This is a genomic window from Pseudomonas sp. GL_093, assembly GCF_057837605.1.
Genome location: NZ_CM174448.1, coordinates 1,298,060 through 1,317,278 on the forward strand (window position 1 = coordinate 1,298,060; position 19,219 = coordinate 1,317,278).

Here is a 19,219-nt window from a genome sequence, read left to right on the forward strand (position 1 = left end):
GTGGTGAAGCATGCCGTTAGCGGCTTGTTATAAGCGTAGTCAGAGATGCTGTCCGTGGCGGGCCATGATGTGCCGCACCACGCTGTAGTCCTGAAGCGAATCGCTGGATAAGTCCTTGCCGTAGCCCGAACGTTTCAGGCCGCCGTGGGGCATTTCGCTGACCAGCATGAAATGGCTGTTGATCCAGGTGCAGCCGTACTGCAAGCGCGCCGCGACCTGCATCGCCTTGTCCAGGTTCTGGGTCCAGACCGAGGAGGCGAGGCCGTATTCCGAGTCGTTGGCCCAGTCCACGGCTTGTTCGAGCTGATCGAAACGGGTCACGGTGACCACCGGCCCGAACACTTCGCGCTGGACGATCTCATCGGTCTGCTTGCAACCGGCCAGCAACGTCGGCTGGTAATAGAAGCCGGCGCCGGAATGCACCGCCGCGCCGGTTACCCGCTCGATGTGCGGCTGGCCGAGGGCGCGCTCGACGAAACTGGCCACGCGGTCGCGTTGGCGGGTGCTGATCAGCGGGCCGATCTCGTTGTCGGCGTCACGTTTGCCGGCGAAGCGCAAACTGCTGACCGCCGCACCGAGTTCGGCCACCAATCGGTCATGAATCCCGGCCTGTGCATAAATTCGACAGGCCGCGGTGCAATCCTGGCCGGCGTTGTAATAGCCGTAAGTACGCACGCCTTCGACCACGGCTTGAATGTCGGCATCGTTGCAAACGATCACCGGGGCTTTGCCGCCGAGTTCGAGGTGAGTGCGTTTGAGGGTTTTTGCTGCGGCCTGGAGGATTTTTTGTCCGGTGACGATATCGCCGGTCAACGACACCATGCGCACTTTAGGATGACTGACCAAGTGGCTGCCGACGCCTTCACCGCCACCGCAAATGATGTTGATCACACCGCGCGGCAGGATTTCGGCCAGCGCTGGCGCCAGGGCCAGAATCGACAGCGGCGTGTGTTCGGACGGCTTGAACACCAGCGTGTTGCCGGCGGCCAGGGCCGGGGCGATTTTCCATGCGGCCATCATGATCGGGTAGTTCCACGGTGCAATCGAGGCGACCACGCCAATCGGATCGCGGCGGACCATGCTGGTGTAACCCGGCAGGTATTCGCCACTGAGCTGACCTGTCTGACAACGCACGGCGCCAGCAAAGAAGCGGAACACATCGACCGTGGCGCTCAAGTCATCCTGACGCGCCAGGTGCAACGGCTTGCCGCAGTTCAGGGATTCGAGGCGGGCGAGGAGGTCAGCTTGTTTTTCGATGGCGTTGGCGATGTCCAACAGCTTGTTCGAGCGTTGTTGCGGCGTGGTCCGCGACCAACCGACAAAGGCGCGGTGGGCGGCGAGGATCGCGGCTTCGACTTGCTCGGTACTGGCTTCGGCGATGTGGGTCAGCACTTCCCCGGTGGCCGGGTTGAGGATCGTTTCGACAAACCCCTGGCCCGCGACCAATTCGCCATCGATCAACAATGCGGTGAACAACGGGGTCTGCGCGCCAGCCATTTTTCGGGTTCTCTTTTCTTGTGTGGCCATGCTGCTCCCTGTGACTGGGGCGCGGCCGTCTTATAGATGTACCAAGACTAGGCGCCGCACCCGAGGTCGACAAATACTAAATACTGAAGGTGGCGTTCGATTAAATAGATGGCTTGCGTCCGCCGTGGGGTTGCTCGCGGGCGACGGTCAGGAACGGGTCCACCAGCGCTGGGCGCGCGGTGCCGCGACGCCAGGCCAGGCCGACGTCGAGGGTCTGGCTCAAGTCCGCTATCGGCCGCGCTTCGATGATGTCGCCCTCCAGTGACCACGGGCGATAGGTCATGTCGGGCTGGATCGACACGCCCAACCCCGCGGCCACCAGGCTTCGCACCGCTTCGGTCGAGGCCGTTCTTAAGGTGATGCGCGGTTGCAACGAAGCCGCCGCCCACATGCGTTGCGCATTGCGGTCCATTTCATCGACGTTCAGCTGAATCAACGGTTCGCGGGCTACATCGGCGAGGTTGATGCTGTCGTGTTCCAGCAGCGGATGCTGGGCCGGCAGCCATAACCGATGGGGCGAGTGGGTCAGCACTTCGGTCTGCAAGGCGTGACGGTCTTCTAGGTTGGAGAGGATCAACACCCCGACATCGATCTCACCGCTGACCAGCAAATGCTCGATGTAAGGGCGCTCGTCCTCCATCACCCGGATCTCGACATTGGGGTAGGCGCGCTGGAAACGGGTGAGTAGATCGGCGAGGTAATAACCGGCCACCAGGCTGGTCACGCCGATGATCAACTGCCCGGCGACCTGATCGGTGCTCTGTTGCAGGCTGCGTTTGGCGTTGTCCACCGTTGCCAGAATCAGGTGCGCCTGGCGCAGGAATTGGTGGCCCTGGTGGGTCAGTGTCATGCCTTTGGCGTGACGGTTGAACAGGCCGACGCCGATTTCCTGCTCCAGTTGCTGGATCGCCAGGGTCAGGGTGGACTGAGAAATGAACGCGGTTTGCGCGGCGGCGGAGATTGAGCCGGTCTCGGCCACGGCGATGAAGTGACGGATCTGACGCAAGGTCATCATGGAGAAAGTACCCGGTGGGCGGTTTTTATAGATTTGCTTGAGTGTATATCCATTTTTCTGAAGGGCCGTGCTCGGCTGAACGGCGCTGCGCAACATCTCGAAGCACTCTCGCCCCCGAATGCCGGGCACTTTCGATCTAGGCTGGTGACCTTATTGATCCGGTTAACCCCTTTTTGGAGGCGGCAAATGAACACGCGTGGATTGCTCGATCAGCTACTCAAGTCCGGTCAGGACATGTTGCAGAACAAGGCCGGCGGCTCACAAAACAAGGCCTCTGGCGGTGGCCTGGGCGGATTGCTCGGCGGCAGCGGTGGTTCGGGCGGCCTCGGCAGTTTGCTTTCGGGCGCAGGCGGCGGGGCGTTGGCAGCGGGTGCCATGGGTTTGCTGCTGGGCAGCAAGAAAGGGCGCAGTGTCGGCGGCAAGGTCCTGACTTATGGCGGCCTGGCTGCGTTGGGCGTGATTGCCTACAAGGCGTATGGCAACTGGCAGGCCCAGCAGGGCACCGCGCCGAAGACTGAACCGCAAACCATCGACCGCTTACCGGCGGCGCAAGTTGAACAGCACAGTCAGGCGATTCTCAAAGCGCTAGTGGCCGCCGCTAAAGCTGATGGGCATGTCGATGAACGTGAACGTGCGCTGATTGAAGGTGAATTCACCAAGCTCGATAACGACCAGGAATTGCAGCACTGGCTGCACGCCGAACTCAACAAACCGCTGGCCCCGGCCGACGTCGCCCGCGCTGCCAGCACGCCGGAAATGGCCGCCGAGATGTACATCGCCAGCGTGATGCTGGTGGATGAGGAGAGCTTCATGGAGAAGTCCTACCTCGATGAACTGGCGCGGCAGCTCAAGCTTGAGCCGGGGTTGAAGGCTGAGTTGGAGAAGCAGGTGCGTCAGGCTTCTATGTAAAATTTAAAATCGCCATCGAGGGCAAGCCTTGCTTGCCCTCGATGGCGTCTTCAGTCACATCACATCCCCCAATGACAATCCACGGCACGTTTCTTCCGATCCACCACTGGCATCCCTCACCCGATCTGGCAGAAAGTCCCCCCAGAGCTCATCCCGCCGTTTTCCATGCGAAGCGAGAACTGGCATACCTCGTCTTATAAATGAAACACCCTCAGCTATACTCCGCAGCATTTGAACCGCACCCGAGGACTGACTGTGAAGAACTGGACGTTGCGCCAACGCATCTTGGCGAGCTTTGCGGTGATTATCGCCATCATGTTGCTGATGGTCGTCGTCTCGTATTCGCGGCTGTTGAAGATCGAAGCCAGCGAAGCGAGCGTCCGTGAAGACGCGCTTCCCGGGGTGTATTACAGCGCCATGATTCGTGGTGCCTGGGTCGACAGTTTCATCCAGACCCAGGAAATGCTTGGTTTTAGGGAAGGGCAGGGCATCAGCACTGAAGATGCCGCAGACTTCAAATCCTTTGAGGCGCGTCTACACGAGCAGATGAGTAACTATCGCGGCACCATCACCACGGATGAAGACAAGGTCGAGTACGCCGACTTTGAAAAGCTCTATGACAATTACAACAAGACCCTGGCTGCCGTGCTCGATTTGCATAAGCGCAATCAGGGAGCCGAAGCCATCAAGATGTTCAACGAGCAACTGACCCCGGCCTGGACCGCGGGTCGAATGAAGCTTAATGACATCATCCGCGAAAATAAAACGGTGGCCGACAAGGACATCGCGAACATCGACGCCGCCGTGGTCACCGCGAAAATCATCATGGGCATTTCCCTGCTGGTCGCGGTCCTGGCCGCCGGCCTCTGTGGTCTGCTGCTGATGCGCGCGATCATGGCGCCGATGAACCGCATTGTGCAGATCCTCGAAATAATGCGTACCGGCGATCTCAGCGGTCGCCTGAACCTTGCGCGCAAGGACGAATTCGGTGCCGTGGAAACCGGCTTCAACGACATGATGACCGAGCTGACGTCCCTGGTGTCCCAGGCCCAGCGTTCCTCGGTGCAGGTCACCACCTCGGTGACCGAGATCGCCGCCACCTCCAAGCAACAGCAAGCCACCGCCACCGAAACCGCCGCCACCACCACCGAAATTGGCGCAACGTCCCGTGAAATCGCCGCCACTTCCCGTGATCTGGTGCGCACGATGACCGAAGTCTCCACCGCCGCCGATCAGGCCTCGGTGCTCGCCGGTTCCGGGCAGCAAGGGCTGGCGCGGATGGAGGAGACCATGCACTCGGTGATGGGCGCGGCCGATCTGGTCAACGCCAAACTGGCGATCCTCAATGAGAAGGCCGGCAACATCAACCAGGTGGTGGTGACTATCGTCAAGGTCGCCGACCAGACCAATCTGCTGTCGCTCAACGCGGCGATTGAGGCCGAAAAGGCCGGTGAATACGGCCGCGGGTTTGCCGTGGTCGCCACCGAAGTGCGGCGTCTGGCGGACCAGACCGCCGTCGCCACGTACGACATCGAGCAGATGGTGCGCGAGATCCAGTCGGCAGTGTCGGCCGGGGTCATGGGCATGGACAAGTTCTCTGAAGAAGTGCGTCGTGGTATGTCCGAAGTGCAGCAAATCGGCGAGCAGCTGTCGCAGATCATCCATCAGGTTCAGGCGTTGGCGCCGCGGGTGTTGATGGTCAACGAAGGCATGCAGGCCCAGGCCACGGGCGCGGAGCAGATCAACCACGCGCTGGTGCAGTTGGGCGATGCCAGCAGCCAGACCGTCGAGTCCCTGCGCCAGGCCAGTTTCGCCATCGACGAACTGAGCCAGGTGGCCGTAGGGCTGCGCAGTGGCGTTTCGCGATTTAAAGTCTGATGAGCGAACCCACGGCCAAACGCACCGCCGTGAAGCCGGCGCTGCAATCATTGTTTCTGGTGTTCCGCATCGGCAGCGAGCGCTATGCCTTGCAGGCCATCGAGGTGGCGGAAGTGCTGCCGCGTCTGCCGTTGAAACCGATTCCTCGCGCGCCGGAATGGGTCGCCGGAGTGTTCGCCTACCGCGGCGCGGTGGTGCCGGTGATCGACCTCAGTGCGCTGACCTTCGGCCAACCGGCCCAGGCCCGCACCAGCACGCGCTTGGTGCTGGTCAATTACCGTCCGGATGAAACCGCTGAGGCGCAATTGCTCGGGCTGATTCTGGAACAGGCCACCGGCACCTTGCGCTGCAACCCGGCGGATTTTCAGCCCTATGGCCTCGATAATCGCCAGGCGCCGTACCTCGGGCCGGTGCGTGAAGATGCCCAGGGATTGATGCAATGGGTGCGGGTCGCCGACTTACTCGACGATCAGGTTCGCGCGCTGCTGTTTCCGTCGCAGCCTCTGAACCTGGCGATGCTTGAGGAGCTGCCATGAGCAGCGATCAGCGGTTTTTCGATTTCCTCAAAGAGCGCATCGGTCTCGACGTGACGTCGGTAGGCCCGGCGATCATCGAGCGTGCGGTGCGTCAGCGCAGCTCGGCGTCCAAAGCGCTGACAACCGATGAGTACTGGCACACCTTGCAGGGTTCGCAGGACGAGCAGCAGGCGCTGATCGAAGCGGTGATTGTCCCCGAGACCTGGTTTTTCCGTTACCCGGAATCCTTCGCCACGTTGGCGAAACTGGCCGCCAAACGCCTGAGCGACATCAACAACATGCGCGCGCTGCGGATTCTCAGCCTGCCGTGTTCCACCGGTGAAGAACCGTATTCCATCGCCATGGCATTGCTCGATGCCGGGCTACAGCCTCACCAGTTCAAGGTCGAAGGCATGGACGTCAGCCCGTTGTCGGTGGAAAAAGCCCGGCGCGCGCTGTACGGCAAGAATTCGTTCCGTGGTCAGGACATCGCCTTTCGCGACCGGCATTTCACCGCTGAAGGCGAGGAGGGCTTTCGCCTCAGCGGGCGAGTACTCGAACAAGTGCGTTTGCAGGTCGGCAATCTGCTGGATCCGACGTTGCTGGCCAACGAGCCGCCTTATGACTTTGTGTTTTGCCGCAACCTGCTGATCTATTTCGATCAGCCGACCCAGCAGCAAGTGTTCGAAGTGCTCAAGCGTCTGACCCATGTGGATGGCGTGCTGTTTATCGGCCCGGCCGAGGGCAGTTTGCTCGGCCGTTTCGGCATGCGTTCGATCGGCATCCCGCAGTCCTTTGCGTTCAGTCGTCAGAGCGCACCAGAGCCAGAACCCTCCCCGACGTTCGTGCCAACGCCTCTGCCCGTGCGCCAACCGGTGCGCAGCGTGGCGCCGCCGCCCGTTCGCAGCCGGCCCTTTGCAACGGTGGCGCCGCTGCCTGTCGTGACGAAAGTCGCCAACCCGGACACCGCCACACTGCTGGCGAACATCGCCGCGCTGGCCAACGAAGGCAAAAGTGCCGAGGCCCGCGCCGCGTGCGATAGCTATTTGCGCAGTCACGAGCCAGTGGCCCAAGTCTTTTACTGGCTGGGCTTGCTCAGCGATGTCGCCGGCAGAGTCCTTGAAGCTCAGGGTTTTTATCGCAAGGCGCTGTACCTCGACCCGCAACATCCCGACGCGTTGATGCACCTGGCGGCGTTGCTGCAATCCTTGGGTGACACGGCAGGCGCCAGACGATTGCAGGACCGCGCCGCCCGCAGTGAGCGCGCCACTGACAGTGAGCGTAACCGATGAACGCCGCCGACACCTTTAGCCTCACCCATGAAGATGCCCAGGCCATCGACGATTGCTGGAACCGTATCGGTATCCACGGCGACAAGTCCTGCCCGCTGCTGAGCGATCACATTCACTGCCGCAATTGCGCGGTGTATTCGGCCGCGGCGACGCGCTTGCTCGACCGCTATGCGTTACAGCAGGAAGACCGCGGGCAAGTCTCTACGGCGGTCGAGAGCGATGTGAAGACACGTTCGCTGCTGATGTTCCGTCTCGGCGAAGAGTGGCTGGCCCTGGCCACTCGCAGTCTGGTTGAAGTCGCGCCGCTGCAAGCGATTCATTCCCTGCCGCACCAACGCTCCCGGGCCTTGCTCGGCGTGGCGAATGTGCGCGGCGCGTTGGTGGCGTGCCTGTCGCTGGTGGAATTGCTCGGGCTCGACGGTGCCAGCAGCGTGGCGTCCGGCGCGCGGGTCATGCCGCGCATGCTGATCATCGCCGCCCACGGCGGGCCGGTGGTGGTACCGGTGGATGAAGTGGACGGGATTCACGCCATCGACGAACGCATCCTTGAGGCGGCGTCCCGCTCCGGCACGCAGGCCAGCGCCAAATACACCCGTGGTGTGTTGCAATTCAAAGGTCGCAGCCTGCGTTGGCTGGATGAAGAACAGCTGCTGTCCGCCGTGACCCGGAGCCTTACATGACCCCCGAGCAAATGCGCGACGCCTCTTTGCTGGAACTGTTCAGTCTGGAAGCCGAGGCCCAGACCTTGGTGCTAAGCGCCGGCCTGCTGGCGCTCGAGCGCGATCCGACCCAGGCCGATTACCTCGAGTCGTGCATGCGCGCGGCCCACTCGCTCAAGGGCGCGGCGCGGATTGTCGGGGTCGATGCCGGGGTCAGCGTCGCCCATGTGATGGAAGATTACCTGGTCAGCGCCCAGGAAGGGCGCCTGTACCTGCGGCCCGAATACATTGATGCACTGTTGCAAGGCACTGATCTGCTGATGCGAATTGCGACGCCGGGCAACGCTCCGGCGCCTGCGGATATCGAAGCTTACGTCGTCTTGATGGGACGGCTGCTTGATCACATGGCGGCTACCCCCATCGCGCCACCGATGGCAGAACTTCAGCTGGAACCGCCGACGCCCACAGTTGAGCCGCCCATGCCGGCCGCCACCGAAGCCCCCCCGGCAGCGCCCGCCGAGCCAGCGCCCAAGACTAAACGCACCACCGAAAACGGCGAGCGGGTGTTGCGGGTCACGGCCGAACGCCTGAACAGCCTGCTAGATCTGTCGAGCAAATCCCTGGTGGAAACCCTGCGGCTCAAACCGCACCTGGCCACCATGCAACGCCTCAAGCGTATGCAGAACAAAGGCCTGCGGGCACTGGAAAACCTCAACGTCCACCTCAAGGAACATGCCTTGAGCCTGGAAGCACAGGAAGCCCTCGATGATGCTCGTCGGCTACTGGCTGAGTCTCAGCAATTGCTGGTGGAAAAGAACGCCGAACTGGATGAGTTCGCCTGGCAGGCCAGTCAGCGGGCGCAAGTGTTGTACGACACCGCGCTGGCCTGCCGCATGCGGCCGTTTGCCGATGTGTTGAGCGGGCAGGTGCGCATGGTCCGCGACCTCGGTCGCGACCTCGGCAAACAGGTACGACTGGAGATCGAGGGCGAGAAAACCCAGGTCGACCGCGACGTGTTGGAGAAACTTGAAGCGCCGCTGACTCACCTGCTGCGCAATGCCGTGGATCACGGCATCGAATCCCCGGAGCAACGGCTATTGGCGGGCAAACCCGCTGAAGGCCTGATCCGTTTGCGCGCCTCTCATCAGGCCGGCCTGTTGGTGCTGGAGCTGAGCGATGACGGCAATGGCGTCGATCTGGAAAAGGTCCGCCGCAGCATCATCGAACGCCAATTGTCCCCGGCCGAAACCGCCGCGCAGTTGACTGAAGAAGAGCTGCTGACCTTTTTGTTTCTACCGGGTTTCAGCCTGCGCGACACGGTCACTGAAGTCTCCGGGCGCGGCGTCGGACTGGATGCGGTCCAGCACATGGTCCGCCAGGTGCGCGGCGCGGTCGTGCTCGAGCAGGTGGCGGGCGAGGGCAGTCGTTTCCATCTCGAAGTGCCACTGACCCTGTCGGTGGTGCGCAGTCTGGTGGTGGAAGTCGGTGACGAGGCGTATGCCTTCCCGCTGGCCCACATCGAACGGATGTGCGATCTGGAGCCTGCGGACATTGTCCAGGTCGAAGGCCGTCAGCATTTCTGGCACGAAGGCCGGCATGTCGGGCTGGTCGCGGCCAGTCAGCTGTTGCAGCGTCCGACGAGCCAGAACAGTCAGCAAACCCTCAAGGTCGTGGTGATTCGCGAGCGTGAAGCGATTTACGGCGTGGCGGTCGAGCGTTTTATCGGCGAGCGGACGTTGGTCGTTTTGCCGCTGGACGAGCGTCTGGGCAAGGTGCAGGACATTTCCGCCGGGGCCTTGCTCGACGATGGTTCGGTGGTGCTGATCGTCGACGTCGAAGACATGCTGCGTTCGGTGGACAAACTGCTCAATACCGGGCGTCTTGAGCGCATTGCCCGTCAAGGCAGCCAAGCGGTTGAAGCTGCTCGAAAACGGATTCTGGTGGTCGACGATTCGCTGACCGTACGTGAGCTGCAACGCAAGTTGTTACTCAATCGCGGCTACGACGTGGCGGTGGCGGTGGACGGGATGGATGGCTGGAACGCCTTGCGTTCGGAGGATTTCGATCTGCTGATCACCGATATTGATATGCCGCGCATGGATGGCATCGAACTGGTGTCTTTATTGCGCCGGGACAATCGCCTGCAATCCCTTCCGGTGATGGTGGTGTCTTACAAGGATCGTGAAGAGGACCGTCGCCGTGGACTGGACGCTGGAGCCGACTATTATCTAGCCAAAGCCAGTTTTCATGACGACGCCCTGCTTGACGCGGTGGTTGAGCTCATTGGAGGAGCACGTGCATGAGAATAGCGATCGTCAACGACATGCCCATGGCGGTGGAGGCCCTGCGCCGCACCTTGGCATTCGATCCGGCGCACGAGGTGGTCTGGGTCGCCAGTAATGGGGCCGAGGCGGTGCAGCGTTGCGCTGAAAATACGCCGGATCTGATCCTGATGGACCTGATCATGCCCGTGATGGATGGCGTGGAGGCGACCCGGCGGATCATGGCCGAGACGCCGTGCGCGATTGTCATCGTTACGGTCGACCGCGAGCAGAACGTGCATCGGGTGTTTGAGGCCATGGGCCACGGAGCGCTGGATGTGGTCGATACGCCGGCCATTGGTGCCGGCAATGCCCAAGAGGCAGCGGCCCCGTTACTGCGCAAGATCATGAACATCGGTTGGCTGATCGGTGACCGGGGCAATCGGGAGCGAGCCGCCCCGAGTCCGCTGCGCAGTTCGGCTTCGCGCCAGCGCCTGATCGCCATTGGTTCATCCGCCGGTGGGCCGGCCGCGCTGGAAGTATTGCTCAAGGGGTTGCCGCGAGATTTTTCAGCCGCCATCGTGCTGGTGCAGCATGTTGACCAGGTGTTCGCTGCCGGCATGGCCGAATGGCTCAGCAGCGCCAGCGGCCTGAACGTGCGTCTGGCCCAGGAAGGCGAGCCTCCGCAGGCCGGCGCGGTGCTGCTGGCGGGCACCAATCACCATATTCGCTTGTTGAAAAACGGCACGCTGGCCTACACCGCCGAACCGGTCAACGAGATCTACCGGCCCTCGATCGACGTGTTCTTCGAGAGCGTGGCCAATTACTGGAACGGCGATGCCGTGGGTGTTTTGCTCACCGGCATGGGACGCGATGGCGCACAGGGGCTTAAACTCATGCGCCAACAGGGCTACCTGACCATCGCTCAGGATCAGCACAGCAGCGCGGTGTACGGAATGCCGAAGGCGGCAGCGGCCATCGACGCCGCTGTGGAGATTCGCCCACTGGAAAAGATAGCGCCACGATTGCTGGAGATTTTCCCCAAATGAAGACATTTCACAGCAATCTGGCCCAAGTAGTACTCAGGTGACTGCCCATGAATGAATTACAGCTCGACGACTTCAAAACCGACGAAAACGCCGCCATGGTGTTGTTGGTGGACGATCAGGCAATGATCGGCGAGGCGGTTCGCCGCGGGTTGTCGAACGAAGATAACATCGACTTCCACTTCTGCGCCGACCCGCACCAGGCCATCGCCCAGGCGATCCGCATCAAACCGACGGTGATCCTCCAGGATCTGGTGATGCCCGGTCTTGACGGCTTGAGCCTGGTGCGCGAGTACCGCAACCATCCGGCGACCAAGGACATCCCGATCATTGTCCTGTCGACCAAGGAAGACCCGCTGATCAAGAGCGCGGCGTTTGCGGCCGGGGCCAATGACTACTTGGTGAAGTTGCCGGACAACATCGAACTGGTGGCGCGCATCCGCTATCACTCGCGCTCCTACATGACGTTGCTGCAGCGTGACGCGGCTTACCGCGCGCTGCGGGTCAGTCAGCAGCAGTTGCTCGACACCAACCTGGTGCTGCAACGCTTGATGAACTCAGACGGCCTGACCGGGCTGTCGAACCGCCGGCATTTCGACGAATACCTGGAGCTTGAGTGGCGCCGTTCGCTGCGTGACCAGAGTCAACTGTCGCTGCTGATGATCGATGTCGACTACTTCAAATCCTACAACGACAGCTTCGGCCACCTTGAAGGCGATGAAGCCCTGCGCAAAGTGGCCACGGCGATTCGTGATGCCAGCGCCCGTCCTTCGGACCTGCCAGCCCGTTACGGTGGCGAAGAATTCGCCCTGGTGCTGCCCAATACTTCGCCGGGCGGCGCGCGACTGGTCGCGGAAAAACTTCGCCAGACCGTAGCTTCGCTAAAGATTCCGCATGTTTTTCCGGTCGAAGGTTCGAGCCTGACCATCAGCATCGGCCTGTCGACCATGACCCCGCAACCGGGCGGCGATTGCCGCCAATTGATCTCGGCGGCGGACAAGGGCCTGTATCTGGCCAAGAACAATGGGCGTAATCAGGTGGGGATTGAGTGAACCATCAGGTTCATTCACCGCTAAAGCCGCCAGGCGGGCTGCCGTGACAGCCTGATTACGTTATACTCGCCGGCTTTCAAAAGTTCGCCAACGAGTGCTGCCCGCCATGGAAATCAACCCGATCCTTAACAGTATCAAGGACCTGTCCGAGCGCTCCGAAACTATTCGGGGGTATCTTTGACTACGATCAAAAGCATGAGCGTCTGACTGAAGTCAATCGCGAGCTTGAAGATCCGTCTGTCTGGAACAACCCGACGTACGCTCAGGAGCTGGGCCGCGAGCGGTCCCTGCTGGCTCAGATCGTCGAAACCCTCGACGAAATGCACACAGGCCTGGCCGACGCCAAAGACCTGCTGCTGATGTCCGCCGAAGAAGAAGACCAGGCCGCCGTCGATGACGTCGCTGCCGAAGTTGAGCGTCTGCGCGAGTCCCTGGAAAAACTCGAATTCCGTCGCATGTTCAGCGGTGAAATGGACGCCAATAACGCCTACCTGGACATCCAGGCCGGCTCCGGCGGTACCGAGGCTCAGGACTGGGCCAACATCCTGCTGCGCATGTACCTGCGCTGGGCCGACAAACGCGGTTTCGATGCGACCATCATGGAGCTGTCGGCCGGTGAAGTTGCCGGGATCAAGGGCGCGACCGTGCACATCAAGGGCGAATACGCCTTTGGTTGGTTGCGTACCGAGATCGGCGTACACCGTCTGGTGCGCAAGAGTCCGTACGACTCCGGTAACCGTCGCCACACCTCGTTCTCGGCCGTGTTCGTGTCGCCGGAAATCGATGACAACATCGAAATCGACATCAACCCGTCGGACCTGCGCATCGACACCTACCGCTCCTCCGGTGCCGGTGGTCAGCACGTAAACACCACCGACTCGGCCGTGCGTATTACGCACGTACCGAGCAACACCGTGGTCAGCTGCCAGAACGAACGCTCCCAGCACGCGAACAAAGACACCGCGATGAAAATGTTGCGGGCGCGCTTGTACGAGCAGGAAGTGCAGAAACGCAACGCCGCCTCCCAGGCCCTGGAAGACACCAAGTCGGACATCGGCTGGGGTCACCAGATCCGCTCGTATGTACTCGATGCGTCGCGAATCAAGGATTTGCGCACTAACATCGAACGCAGCGACTGCGACAAGGTGCTCGACGGCGATATCGACGAATACCTGGTGGCCAGCCTGAAGCAAGGCCTGTAAACCGCCAGTCATGACCTTAAGTCCCCTGCCATCGGTGGGGGCAACGAACCTGTGATGGAATTTTTAAAGACATGAGCGACCTAGAACTCGACCCGCAAGCCCTGCAACAGGAAGAAAACTCCCTGATCGCCCTGCGCAAGGAAAAGCTGGCTGCCGAGCGCGCCAAGGGCAATGCCTTCCCGAACGACTTCCGCCGCGACAACTACTGCGAAGACTTGCAGAAACAGTACGCGGACAAGACCAAGGAAGAGCTGGCAGAAGCTGCAATCCCGGTCAAGGTTGCCGGTCGTCTCATGCTCAACCGTGGCTCGTTCATGGTGATCCAGGACATGTCCGGGCGCATTCAGGTTTACGTCAACCGTAAAACCCTGTCCGAAGAAACCCTGGCCGCGGTGAAAACCTGGGACCTGGGCGACATCATTGCCGCCGAAGGCACCCTGGCGCGTTCCGGCAAGGGCGACCTGTACGTCGAAATGACCAGCGTGCGTCTGCTGACCAAATCCCTGCGCCCGCTGCCGGACAAGCACCACGGCCTGACCGACACCGAATCCCGTTATCGTCAGCGTTACGTTGACCTGATCGTCAACGACGATGTGCGCCAGACTTTCCGCGTTCGTTCGCAAGTCATCGCGCACATCCGCAGCTTCCTGATGAAGCGAGACTTCCTGGAAGTCGAAACACCGATGCTGCAAACCATTCCTGGCGGTGCAGCGGCCAAACCGTTCGAAACACACCACAACGCCCTGGACATGGACATGTACCTGCGCATCGCGCCGGAGCTGTACCTCAAGCGTCTGGTGGTCGGTGGTTTTGAAAAGGTGTTCGAGATCAACCGCAACTTCCGTAACGAAGGCGTTTCGACTCGTCACAACCCTGAATTCACCATGTTGGAGTTCTACCAGGCTTACGCCGACTACGAAGACAACATGGACCTGACCGAAGAACTGTTCCGCGAGCTGGCACAGCTGGTTCTGGGCAGCACCGACGTGCCTTACGGCGACAAAGTGTTCCACTTCGGTGAACCGTTCGTGCGTCTGTCGGTGTTCGACTCGATCCTCAAGTACAACCCTGAGCTGACCGCTGACGACCTGACCGACATCGATAAGGCCCGCGCCATCGCCAAGAAGGCCGGCGCCAAGGTGCTGGGCTTCGAAGGTCTGGGCAAATTGCAGGTGATGATTTTCGAAGAACTGGTCGAGCACAAGCTGGAGCAGCCGCACTTCATCACTCAATACCCGTTCGAAGTGTCGCCGCTGGCCCGTCGTAACGACGACAACCCGAACGTCACCGACCGTTTTGAACTGTTCATCGGTGGCCGCGAAATCGCCAACGCCTATTCCGAGTTGAACGACGCGGAAGACCAGGCCGAGCGCTTCATGGCGCAGGTGGCCGACAAGGACGCCGGCGACGACGAAGCCATGCACTACGACGCCGACTTCGTTCGCGCGCTGGAGTACGGCATGCCGCCAACCGCCGGTGAAGGTATCGGCATCGACCGCCTGGTGATGCTGCTGACCAACTCCCCGTCGATCCGCGACGTGATCCTGTTCCCGCACATGCGGCCACAAGCGTAAGTGTTTCAATAAAAAAGCCGCCTAAAACAGGCGGCTTTTTATTGCCTGTCTGGTACAAACGTATCAATTGGTTACTTTTGAAGTAGAGAGGAATACCTGTCGTGAACCGTGCAATTGCTCAAGAGGGTGCAGCGGACGTCGCCACTGCGGTCGCTGAAAGTGTTCAGTACCAGGGTCGCAAGGCCAGCCGACAGGGCAGTGAACAGCGTCGACAGGACATTCTCGATGCGGCGATGCGCATTGTCGTGCGCGATGGCGTGCGGGCCGTGCGTCACCGCGCGGTGGCCGCCGAGGCCGGTGTGCCGTTGTCGGCCACCACTTACTATTTCAAGGATATCGATGACCTGCTCACCGATACCTTTGCCCAATACGTGGAACGCAGCGCGGCGTTCATGGCCAAGTTGTGGGCCAGCAACGAAGGTCTGCTGCGCGAAATGGTGGCTTATGGCGATGGCAGCCCCGAGTCGCGTTCCCAGCTGGCTGACGATATCGCGCGGCTGACCGCCGATTACGTGCAGCGCCAATTGCACAACCGTCGCGAACACTTGATGGCCGAGCAGGCGTTCCGTCAGGAGGCGCTGTTGAACCCGCGTCTGGCGGAGTTGGTGCGCTCGCATCAGCAAATTCTTTTGCAAGGCACCTGCCATTTTTTCGAGGTATTGGGTTCCCGCGAGCCACAACAGGATGCCAAAGTGTTGACGGCGATTATCGGACGGATGGAATATCAGGGCCTGCTCAACGACGCCGAGCCTGTCGCCGAAGCCGAAATGCTCGGCATCCTGACCCGCTACATGCATTTGGTGTTGGCGTCGGTGTAACCCCAGTGGGCGCCACACCTCCTGTGGGAGTGAGCCTGCTCGCGATAGCGGTTTAACATTCAACATTGATGTTGGCTGACACTCCGCCATCGCGAGCAGGCTCGCTCCCACAGGGGGGCGGTGTTCACATGAGGTCCGCGTGTATTCAAAGGGAGTGTTGAATGAAAGCCTGGCGTGTCGTTGTGATCGCCTTGTCGTTCCTGCTGCTCAGTGGCTGTCTGGTGACCTTCAAGGAGCCGCTGCCCTCGAGCGAGCCCGCGCCTAAAGGGTTGCTCGGCAAATGGACCAGCACCAACGCCTGGGGCGAGCCGCTGAATCTGGAGCTGACACGCCTCGGCGACAATCACTATCAGGCCGTCAGCTACTTCAAGGCTAAACCCAAGGAGCGCGAGGCCTATCCGTTCACGGTGACCCGCCATGGCAGTCGCTGGTACCTGTCGGCCAAAGTGCCGGCGCAGTTCGGTGGGCATTTCACTCTTTTGGGTTTTGAACTCACCGATAAGCATGAGCTGGTGGTCTATAACCTCGACCTCGAGCAGATCAACCAGGCCCTGAGGCAAAAAGTCCTCAGCGGCGAAGGCTTCCAGACCGACGACGGTGACGGCGTGTTGATCAACAACAATCTGGACCAGGTTTTCGCCTACCTCGACGATCCGGCCAATTCCGATGTGTTCGTCGAGGCCGTGCGCTATCAGCGCCTGGCCAAAGCCAAATAAACCCAGCACGTAAACGGTTTTTCTACAGGAGTTTCGGGTGGACGATTACCAGCAGACGATACGCATGTTGTCCGATCGCATTGTGCTGGCGCAGACGCCGATTCGCGTCCTCGATGCGGTGAAGTGGGACGACAACATCCGCAAGGGTTTCCTCAAGGCCAAGGGCAAGGAAATGCCGGCGGTGGACCGCGATTACTACCTGAACAGGCCGCTGGCGTTCGACTCCAGCAAGGTGAAGCTGGAATTCCAGAACATCGAACGCGACATCACCCGTCAGCTCGGTCAGTTCAACCCGGTCGGCCAGATCATGCGCCGCATGTGCAAGGAATACCGGATGGTGGTGCGCATGCTCGAAGCGCGCGGCACTGAGGATTTCGGGCTGATTTCACAGGAGCTTTACGGTGCCGCTTCCGACGCGTTCCACGCCGGCGATCCGACCCTTTCCGACCTGGGCCTGATGCTCTCGGATTACCTGAACAATATTGATGGCCGTGGCGACCTGAAGGACGAACCGAAAATCCTCACCGCCAAGGAAGCCGTCCACCTGCTGCAAACCCGCTTGAACAAGGTATTTGGCGAGGCCGAGGAAACCATTCGCGTATTCGAGTCCGACGGGATCGTCGCCGATGCGGCGGCTGGCGCCGACTACATCAAGATTCGCGCCGACGCGATGTTCAACGACCGTGACGTGCGCGCTCTGGAAGTCCACGAAGGGTTGGTGCATGTGGGGACCACGCTCAATGGCCTGAACCAGCCGATCTGCACCTTCCTCTCCAAAGGTCCGCCGTCGTCGACGGTGACTCAGGAAGGTCTGGCGATCCTGATGGAAATCATCACCTTCGCCTCGTACCCGAGTCGCCTGCGCAAACTGACCAACCGCACCCGCGCCATTCACATGGTGGAAGAGGGCGCGGACTTCCTGCAGATCTTCGAGTTCTTCCGTGAGCAAGGTTTTGAAATGGCGGAAAGCTACGGCAACGCCAGTCGGGTTTTCCGTGGCTCGGTGCCGACAGGTCTGCCATTTACCAAAGACTTGTCCTACCTCAAGGGCTTTATCATGGTTTACAACTACATTCAGTTGGCCGTGCGTAAAGGCAAGCTTGAGCAGATACCGCTGCTGTTTTGCGGCAAGACCACGCTGGAAGACATGCGGACCTTGCGCCAGTTGGTCGATGAAGGGCTGGTGGTGCCGCCGAAGTATTTGCCGGATCAGTTCCGTGACCTGAACGCGCTGTCGGCGTGGATGTGCTTCTCCAACTTCCTCAATCACCTGAGCCTGGACCGGATCGAAGCGGATTACTCCAATATCCTCTAACGTGTACGCCGTCCAAATGTGGGAGCGAGCTTGCTCGCGATAGCGGTCTAACATTCAACACTTCTGTTGTCTGACACGCAGTCATCGCGAGCAAGCTCGGCTCCCACAGGTACTGTGTTCTAACTCCATTTTTGCGAGGTTTCAACGGATGAGATTCCTCGGGATTTTTTGCCTGCTGCTGACCTTGAGCGGTTGCAGCTCGCTGCTGTTCTACCCCGAGCCAGGCCAGTTATTCACCCCTGAAAAAGCGCATCTTGAATACCGCGACGTCACCCTGACCACCGCCGACGGCCTCAAGCTGCACGGCTGGTGGTTGCCGGCCAAAAAAGGTGTCGAGGTCAAAGGCACGGTGCTGCATTTGCACGGCAACGGCGGCAACCTGCCCATGCATCTTGGGGGGAGCTGGTGGTTACCGAAAGAAGGGTATCAAGTGCTGCTGCTGGACTATCGCGGCTACGGTCTGTCCGAGGGTGAACCGACGCTGCCAGAGATTTATCAGGACATCGACGCCGCGTTCAAATGGCTCGACCAGGCGCCGGAGGTCAAGGGCAAGCCGCTGATCCTCCTGGGGCAAAGCCTCGGCGGTTCGATGGCCGTGCATTACCTGGTTCAGCACCCCGAACGCCAGAAACAACTCAAGGCCTTCGTCCTCGACGGCGTGCCCGCCAGTTACCGCAGTATCGGTCAATTTGCCCTGAGCCAATCCTGGATGACCTGGCTGTTTCAGGTGCCGCTGTCCTGGCTGGTGCCGGACGGCGACAGCGCGATCCATTCCATGGCGCAGCTCAATGGCGTGCCGAAACTGATCTACCACAGCATCGACGATCCGATCGTGCCCCTTTCCAACGGCATCCGTCTGTATCAAGCTGCGCCGCCGCCGCGGGTGCTGCAACTGACCCGTGGCGGTCATGTGCAGACGTTCGCCGACCCGGTCTGGCGCAAAGTCATGCTGCGTTTTCTCGATGACCCGCAGCATTTCAACGGCCTGCGCCGCCTGGGCGAAGTCCCGAATTACCCGGCGCCGAAAAATTCTGAAGATGAACCACCAGAGAGTCCGCAATGAGTGAAGAACGTAACGCCATCCCGCTGATCATCACCGGTATCTGCACCATCCTCGGCACCGTCGGGGCCTTGTGGTTCTACGGCTACCTGCACTTCGCCAAACCCGAAGATGCGCTGCTGCTCAGCGACTTCACCATGCTCAAGACTGTGCCGGGCGAAGACTACAAAGTCTCCCTGGAGCCGGCCGCGCAAGTCGCGCAGTGCATCGATGGCGTGCTGGTGATGTTCGACACCGAACAGAAAGGCCTGAGCGGCGTGTTGGTCAACAACAAGAAAAAAGCCGTGCGCTGCATGGGTGAGGAAACCCCGCAGAAGCTGCAACCGTAGCGCGCCCGATCTTAAAAACAAAAGCCCCGCCTGATCAGATCAGGCGGGGCT

Annotated in this window: 17 protein-coding genes; 15 read left to right on the forward strand and 2 right to left on the reverse strand. The window is 60.6% G+C overall.

Annotated elements, in window-relative coordinates:
• Window positions 1-39: 39 nt before the first annotated feature.
• Both AC3IUE_RS05730 and AC3IUE_RS05735 read right to left on the reverse strand, forming a co-directional pair.
• The gene (locus AC3IUE_RS05730) at window positions 40-1,527 is read right to left on the reverse strand and encodes a gamma-aminobutyraldehyde dehydrogenase (RefSeq protein ID WP_489266092.1); all 1,488 of its coding nucleotides are present in this window, start codon (window positions 1,525-1,527) and stop codon (window positions 40-42) included.
• 100 nt (window positions 1,528-1,627) lie between these two features.
• Window positions 1,628-2,542: a LysR family transcriptional regulator gene (locus AC3IUE_RS05735; RefSeq protein WP_046048338.1), complete on the reverse strand. Its 915-nt coding sequence runs from the start codon at window positions 2,540-2,542 to the stop codon at window positions 1,628-1,630.
• Between the two features lie 186 nt (window positions 2,543-2,728).
• On the opposite strand from AC3IUE_RS05735, the gene AC3IUE_RS05740 reads away from it, so the two are divergent.
• The 15 genes from AC3IUE_RS05740 (at window position 2,729) to AC3IUE_RS05810 (ending at window position 19,168) form a co-directional block, all read left to right on the forward strand.
• Complete coding sequence (locus AC3IUE_RS05740) at window positions 2,729-3,451, forward strand: tellurite resistance TerB family protein (protein WP_489266095.1); 723 nt, start codon at window positions 2,729-2,731, stop codon at window positions 3,449-3,451.
• Between the two features lie 255 nt (window positions 3,452-3,706).
• Window positions 3,707-5,329, forward strand: a complete 1,623-nt coding sequence (locus AC3IUE_RS05745) for a methyl-accepting chemotaxis protein (RefSeq protein WP_489266097.1) — start codon at window positions 3,707-3,709, stop codon at window positions 5,327-5,329.
• A complete protein-coding gene (locus tag AC3IUE_RS05750; protein ID WP_489266099.1) occupies window positions 5,329-5,865 on the forward strand; it encodes a chemotaxis protein CheW in 537 nt (178 codons plus the stop codon). Before AC3IUE_RS05745 ends, AC3IUE_RS05750 begins: the two co-directional genes overlap by 1 nt.
• Window positions 5,862-7,136, forward strand: coding sequence for a CheR family methyltransferase (locus tag AC3IUE_RS05755; protein WP_489266101.1), 1,275 nt, complete (start codon window positions 5,862-5,864; stop codon window positions 7,134-7,136). Before AC3IUE_RS05750 ends, AC3IUE_RS05755 begins: the two co-directional genes overlap by 4 nt.
• Complete coding sequence (locus AC3IUE_RS05760) at window positions 7,133-7,816, forward strand: chemotaxis protein CheW (protein WP_489266103.1); 684 nt, start codon at window positions 7,133-7,135, stop codon at window positions 7,814-7,816. The genes AC3IUE_RS05755 and AC3IUE_RS05760 overlap by 4 nt, the downstream gene beginning before the upstream one ends.
• Window positions 7,813-10,098 carry a hybrid sensor histidine kinase/response regulator gene (locus tag AC3IUE_RS05765; RefSeq protein WP_489266105.1) on the forward strand — a complete coding sequence of 762 codons (2,286 nt, stop codon included), beginning with the start codon at window positions 7,813-7,815 and terminating at the stop codon, window positions 10,096-10,098. The genes AC3IUE_RS05760 and AC3IUE_RS05765 overlap by 4 nt, the downstream gene beginning before the upstream one ends.
• Window positions 10,095-11,105, forward strand: a complete 1,011-nt coding sequence (locus AC3IUE_RS05770) for a chemotaxis response regulator protein-glutamate methylesterase (protein WP_489266107.1) — start codon at window positions 10,095-10,097, stop codon at window positions 11,103-11,105. The genes AC3IUE_RS05765 and AC3IUE_RS05770 overlap by 4 nt, the downstream gene beginning before the upstream one ends.
• A gap of 47 nt (window positions 11,106-11,152) precedes the next feature.
• Complete coding sequence (locus AC3IUE_RS05775) at window positions 11,153-12,154, forward strand: diguanylate cyclase domain-containing protein (protein WP_489266109.1); 1,002 nt, start codon at window positions 11,153-11,155, stop codon at window positions 12,152-12,154.
• Between the two features lie 106 nt (window positions 12,155-12,260).
• Window positions 12,261-13,356, forward strand: a protein-coding gene (gene prfB / locus AC3IUE_RS05780) for a peptide chain release factor 2 (RefSeq protein WP_102615600.1) whose coding sequence is annotated in 2 segments (ribosomal slippage) — window positions 12,261-12,332 and window positions 12,334-13,356 — 1,095 coding nt in all. Because the reading frame shifts where the segments join, the coding sequence is not laid out codon by codon here.
• A 71-nt stretch (window positions 13,357-13,427) separates the two neighbouring features.
• Window positions 13,428-14,930 carry a lysine--tRNA ligase gene (gene lysS / locus AC3IUE_RS05785; RefSeq protein ID WP_056744930.1) on the forward strand — a complete coding sequence of 501 codons (1,503 nt, stop codon included), beginning with the start codon at window positions 13,428-13,430 and terminating at the stop codon, window positions 14,928-14,930.
• A 101-nt stretch (window positions 14,931-15,031) separates the two neighbouring features.
• Window positions 15,032-15,748, forward strand: coding sequence for a TetR/AcrR family transcriptional regulator (locus tag AC3IUE_RS05790; RefSeq protein ID WP_046048164.1), 717 nt, complete (start codon window positions 15,032-15,034; stop codon window positions 15,746-15,748).
• A 161-nt stretch (window positions 15,749-15,909) separates the two neighbouring features.
• Window positions 15,910-16,464 (forward strand): hypothetical protein, encoded by a 555-nt coding sequence (locus tag AC3IUE_RS05795; protein WP_223429745.1) that lies wholly within the window; start codon window positions 15,910-15,912, stop codon window positions 16,462-16,464.
• 64 nt (window positions 16,465-16,528) lie between these two features.
• Window positions 16,529-17,779 carry a flavohemoglobin expression-modulating QEGLA motif protein gene (locus AC3IUE_RS05800; protein ID WP_177338882.1) on the forward strand — a complete coding sequence of 417 codons (1,251 nt, stop codon included), beginning with the start codon at window positions 16,529-16,531 and terminating at the stop codon, window positions 17,777-17,779.
• A gap of 148 nt (window positions 17,780-17,927) precedes the next feature.
• Window positions 17,928-18,842, forward strand: a complete 915-nt coding sequence (locus tag AC3IUE_RS05805) for an alpha/beta hydrolase (protein ID WP_489266112.1) — start codon at window positions 17,928-17,930, stop codon at window positions 18,840-18,842.
• Complete coding sequence (locus tag AC3IUE_RS05810) at window positions 18,839-19,168, forward strand: PA3694 family proteiin (protein WP_046048161.1); 330 nt, start codon at window positions 18,839-18,841, stop codon at window positions 19,166-19,168. The genes AC3IUE_RS05805 and AC3IUE_RS05810 overlap by 4 nt, the downstream gene beginning before the upstream one ends.
• Window positions 19,169-19,219: the final 51 nt, after the last annotated feature.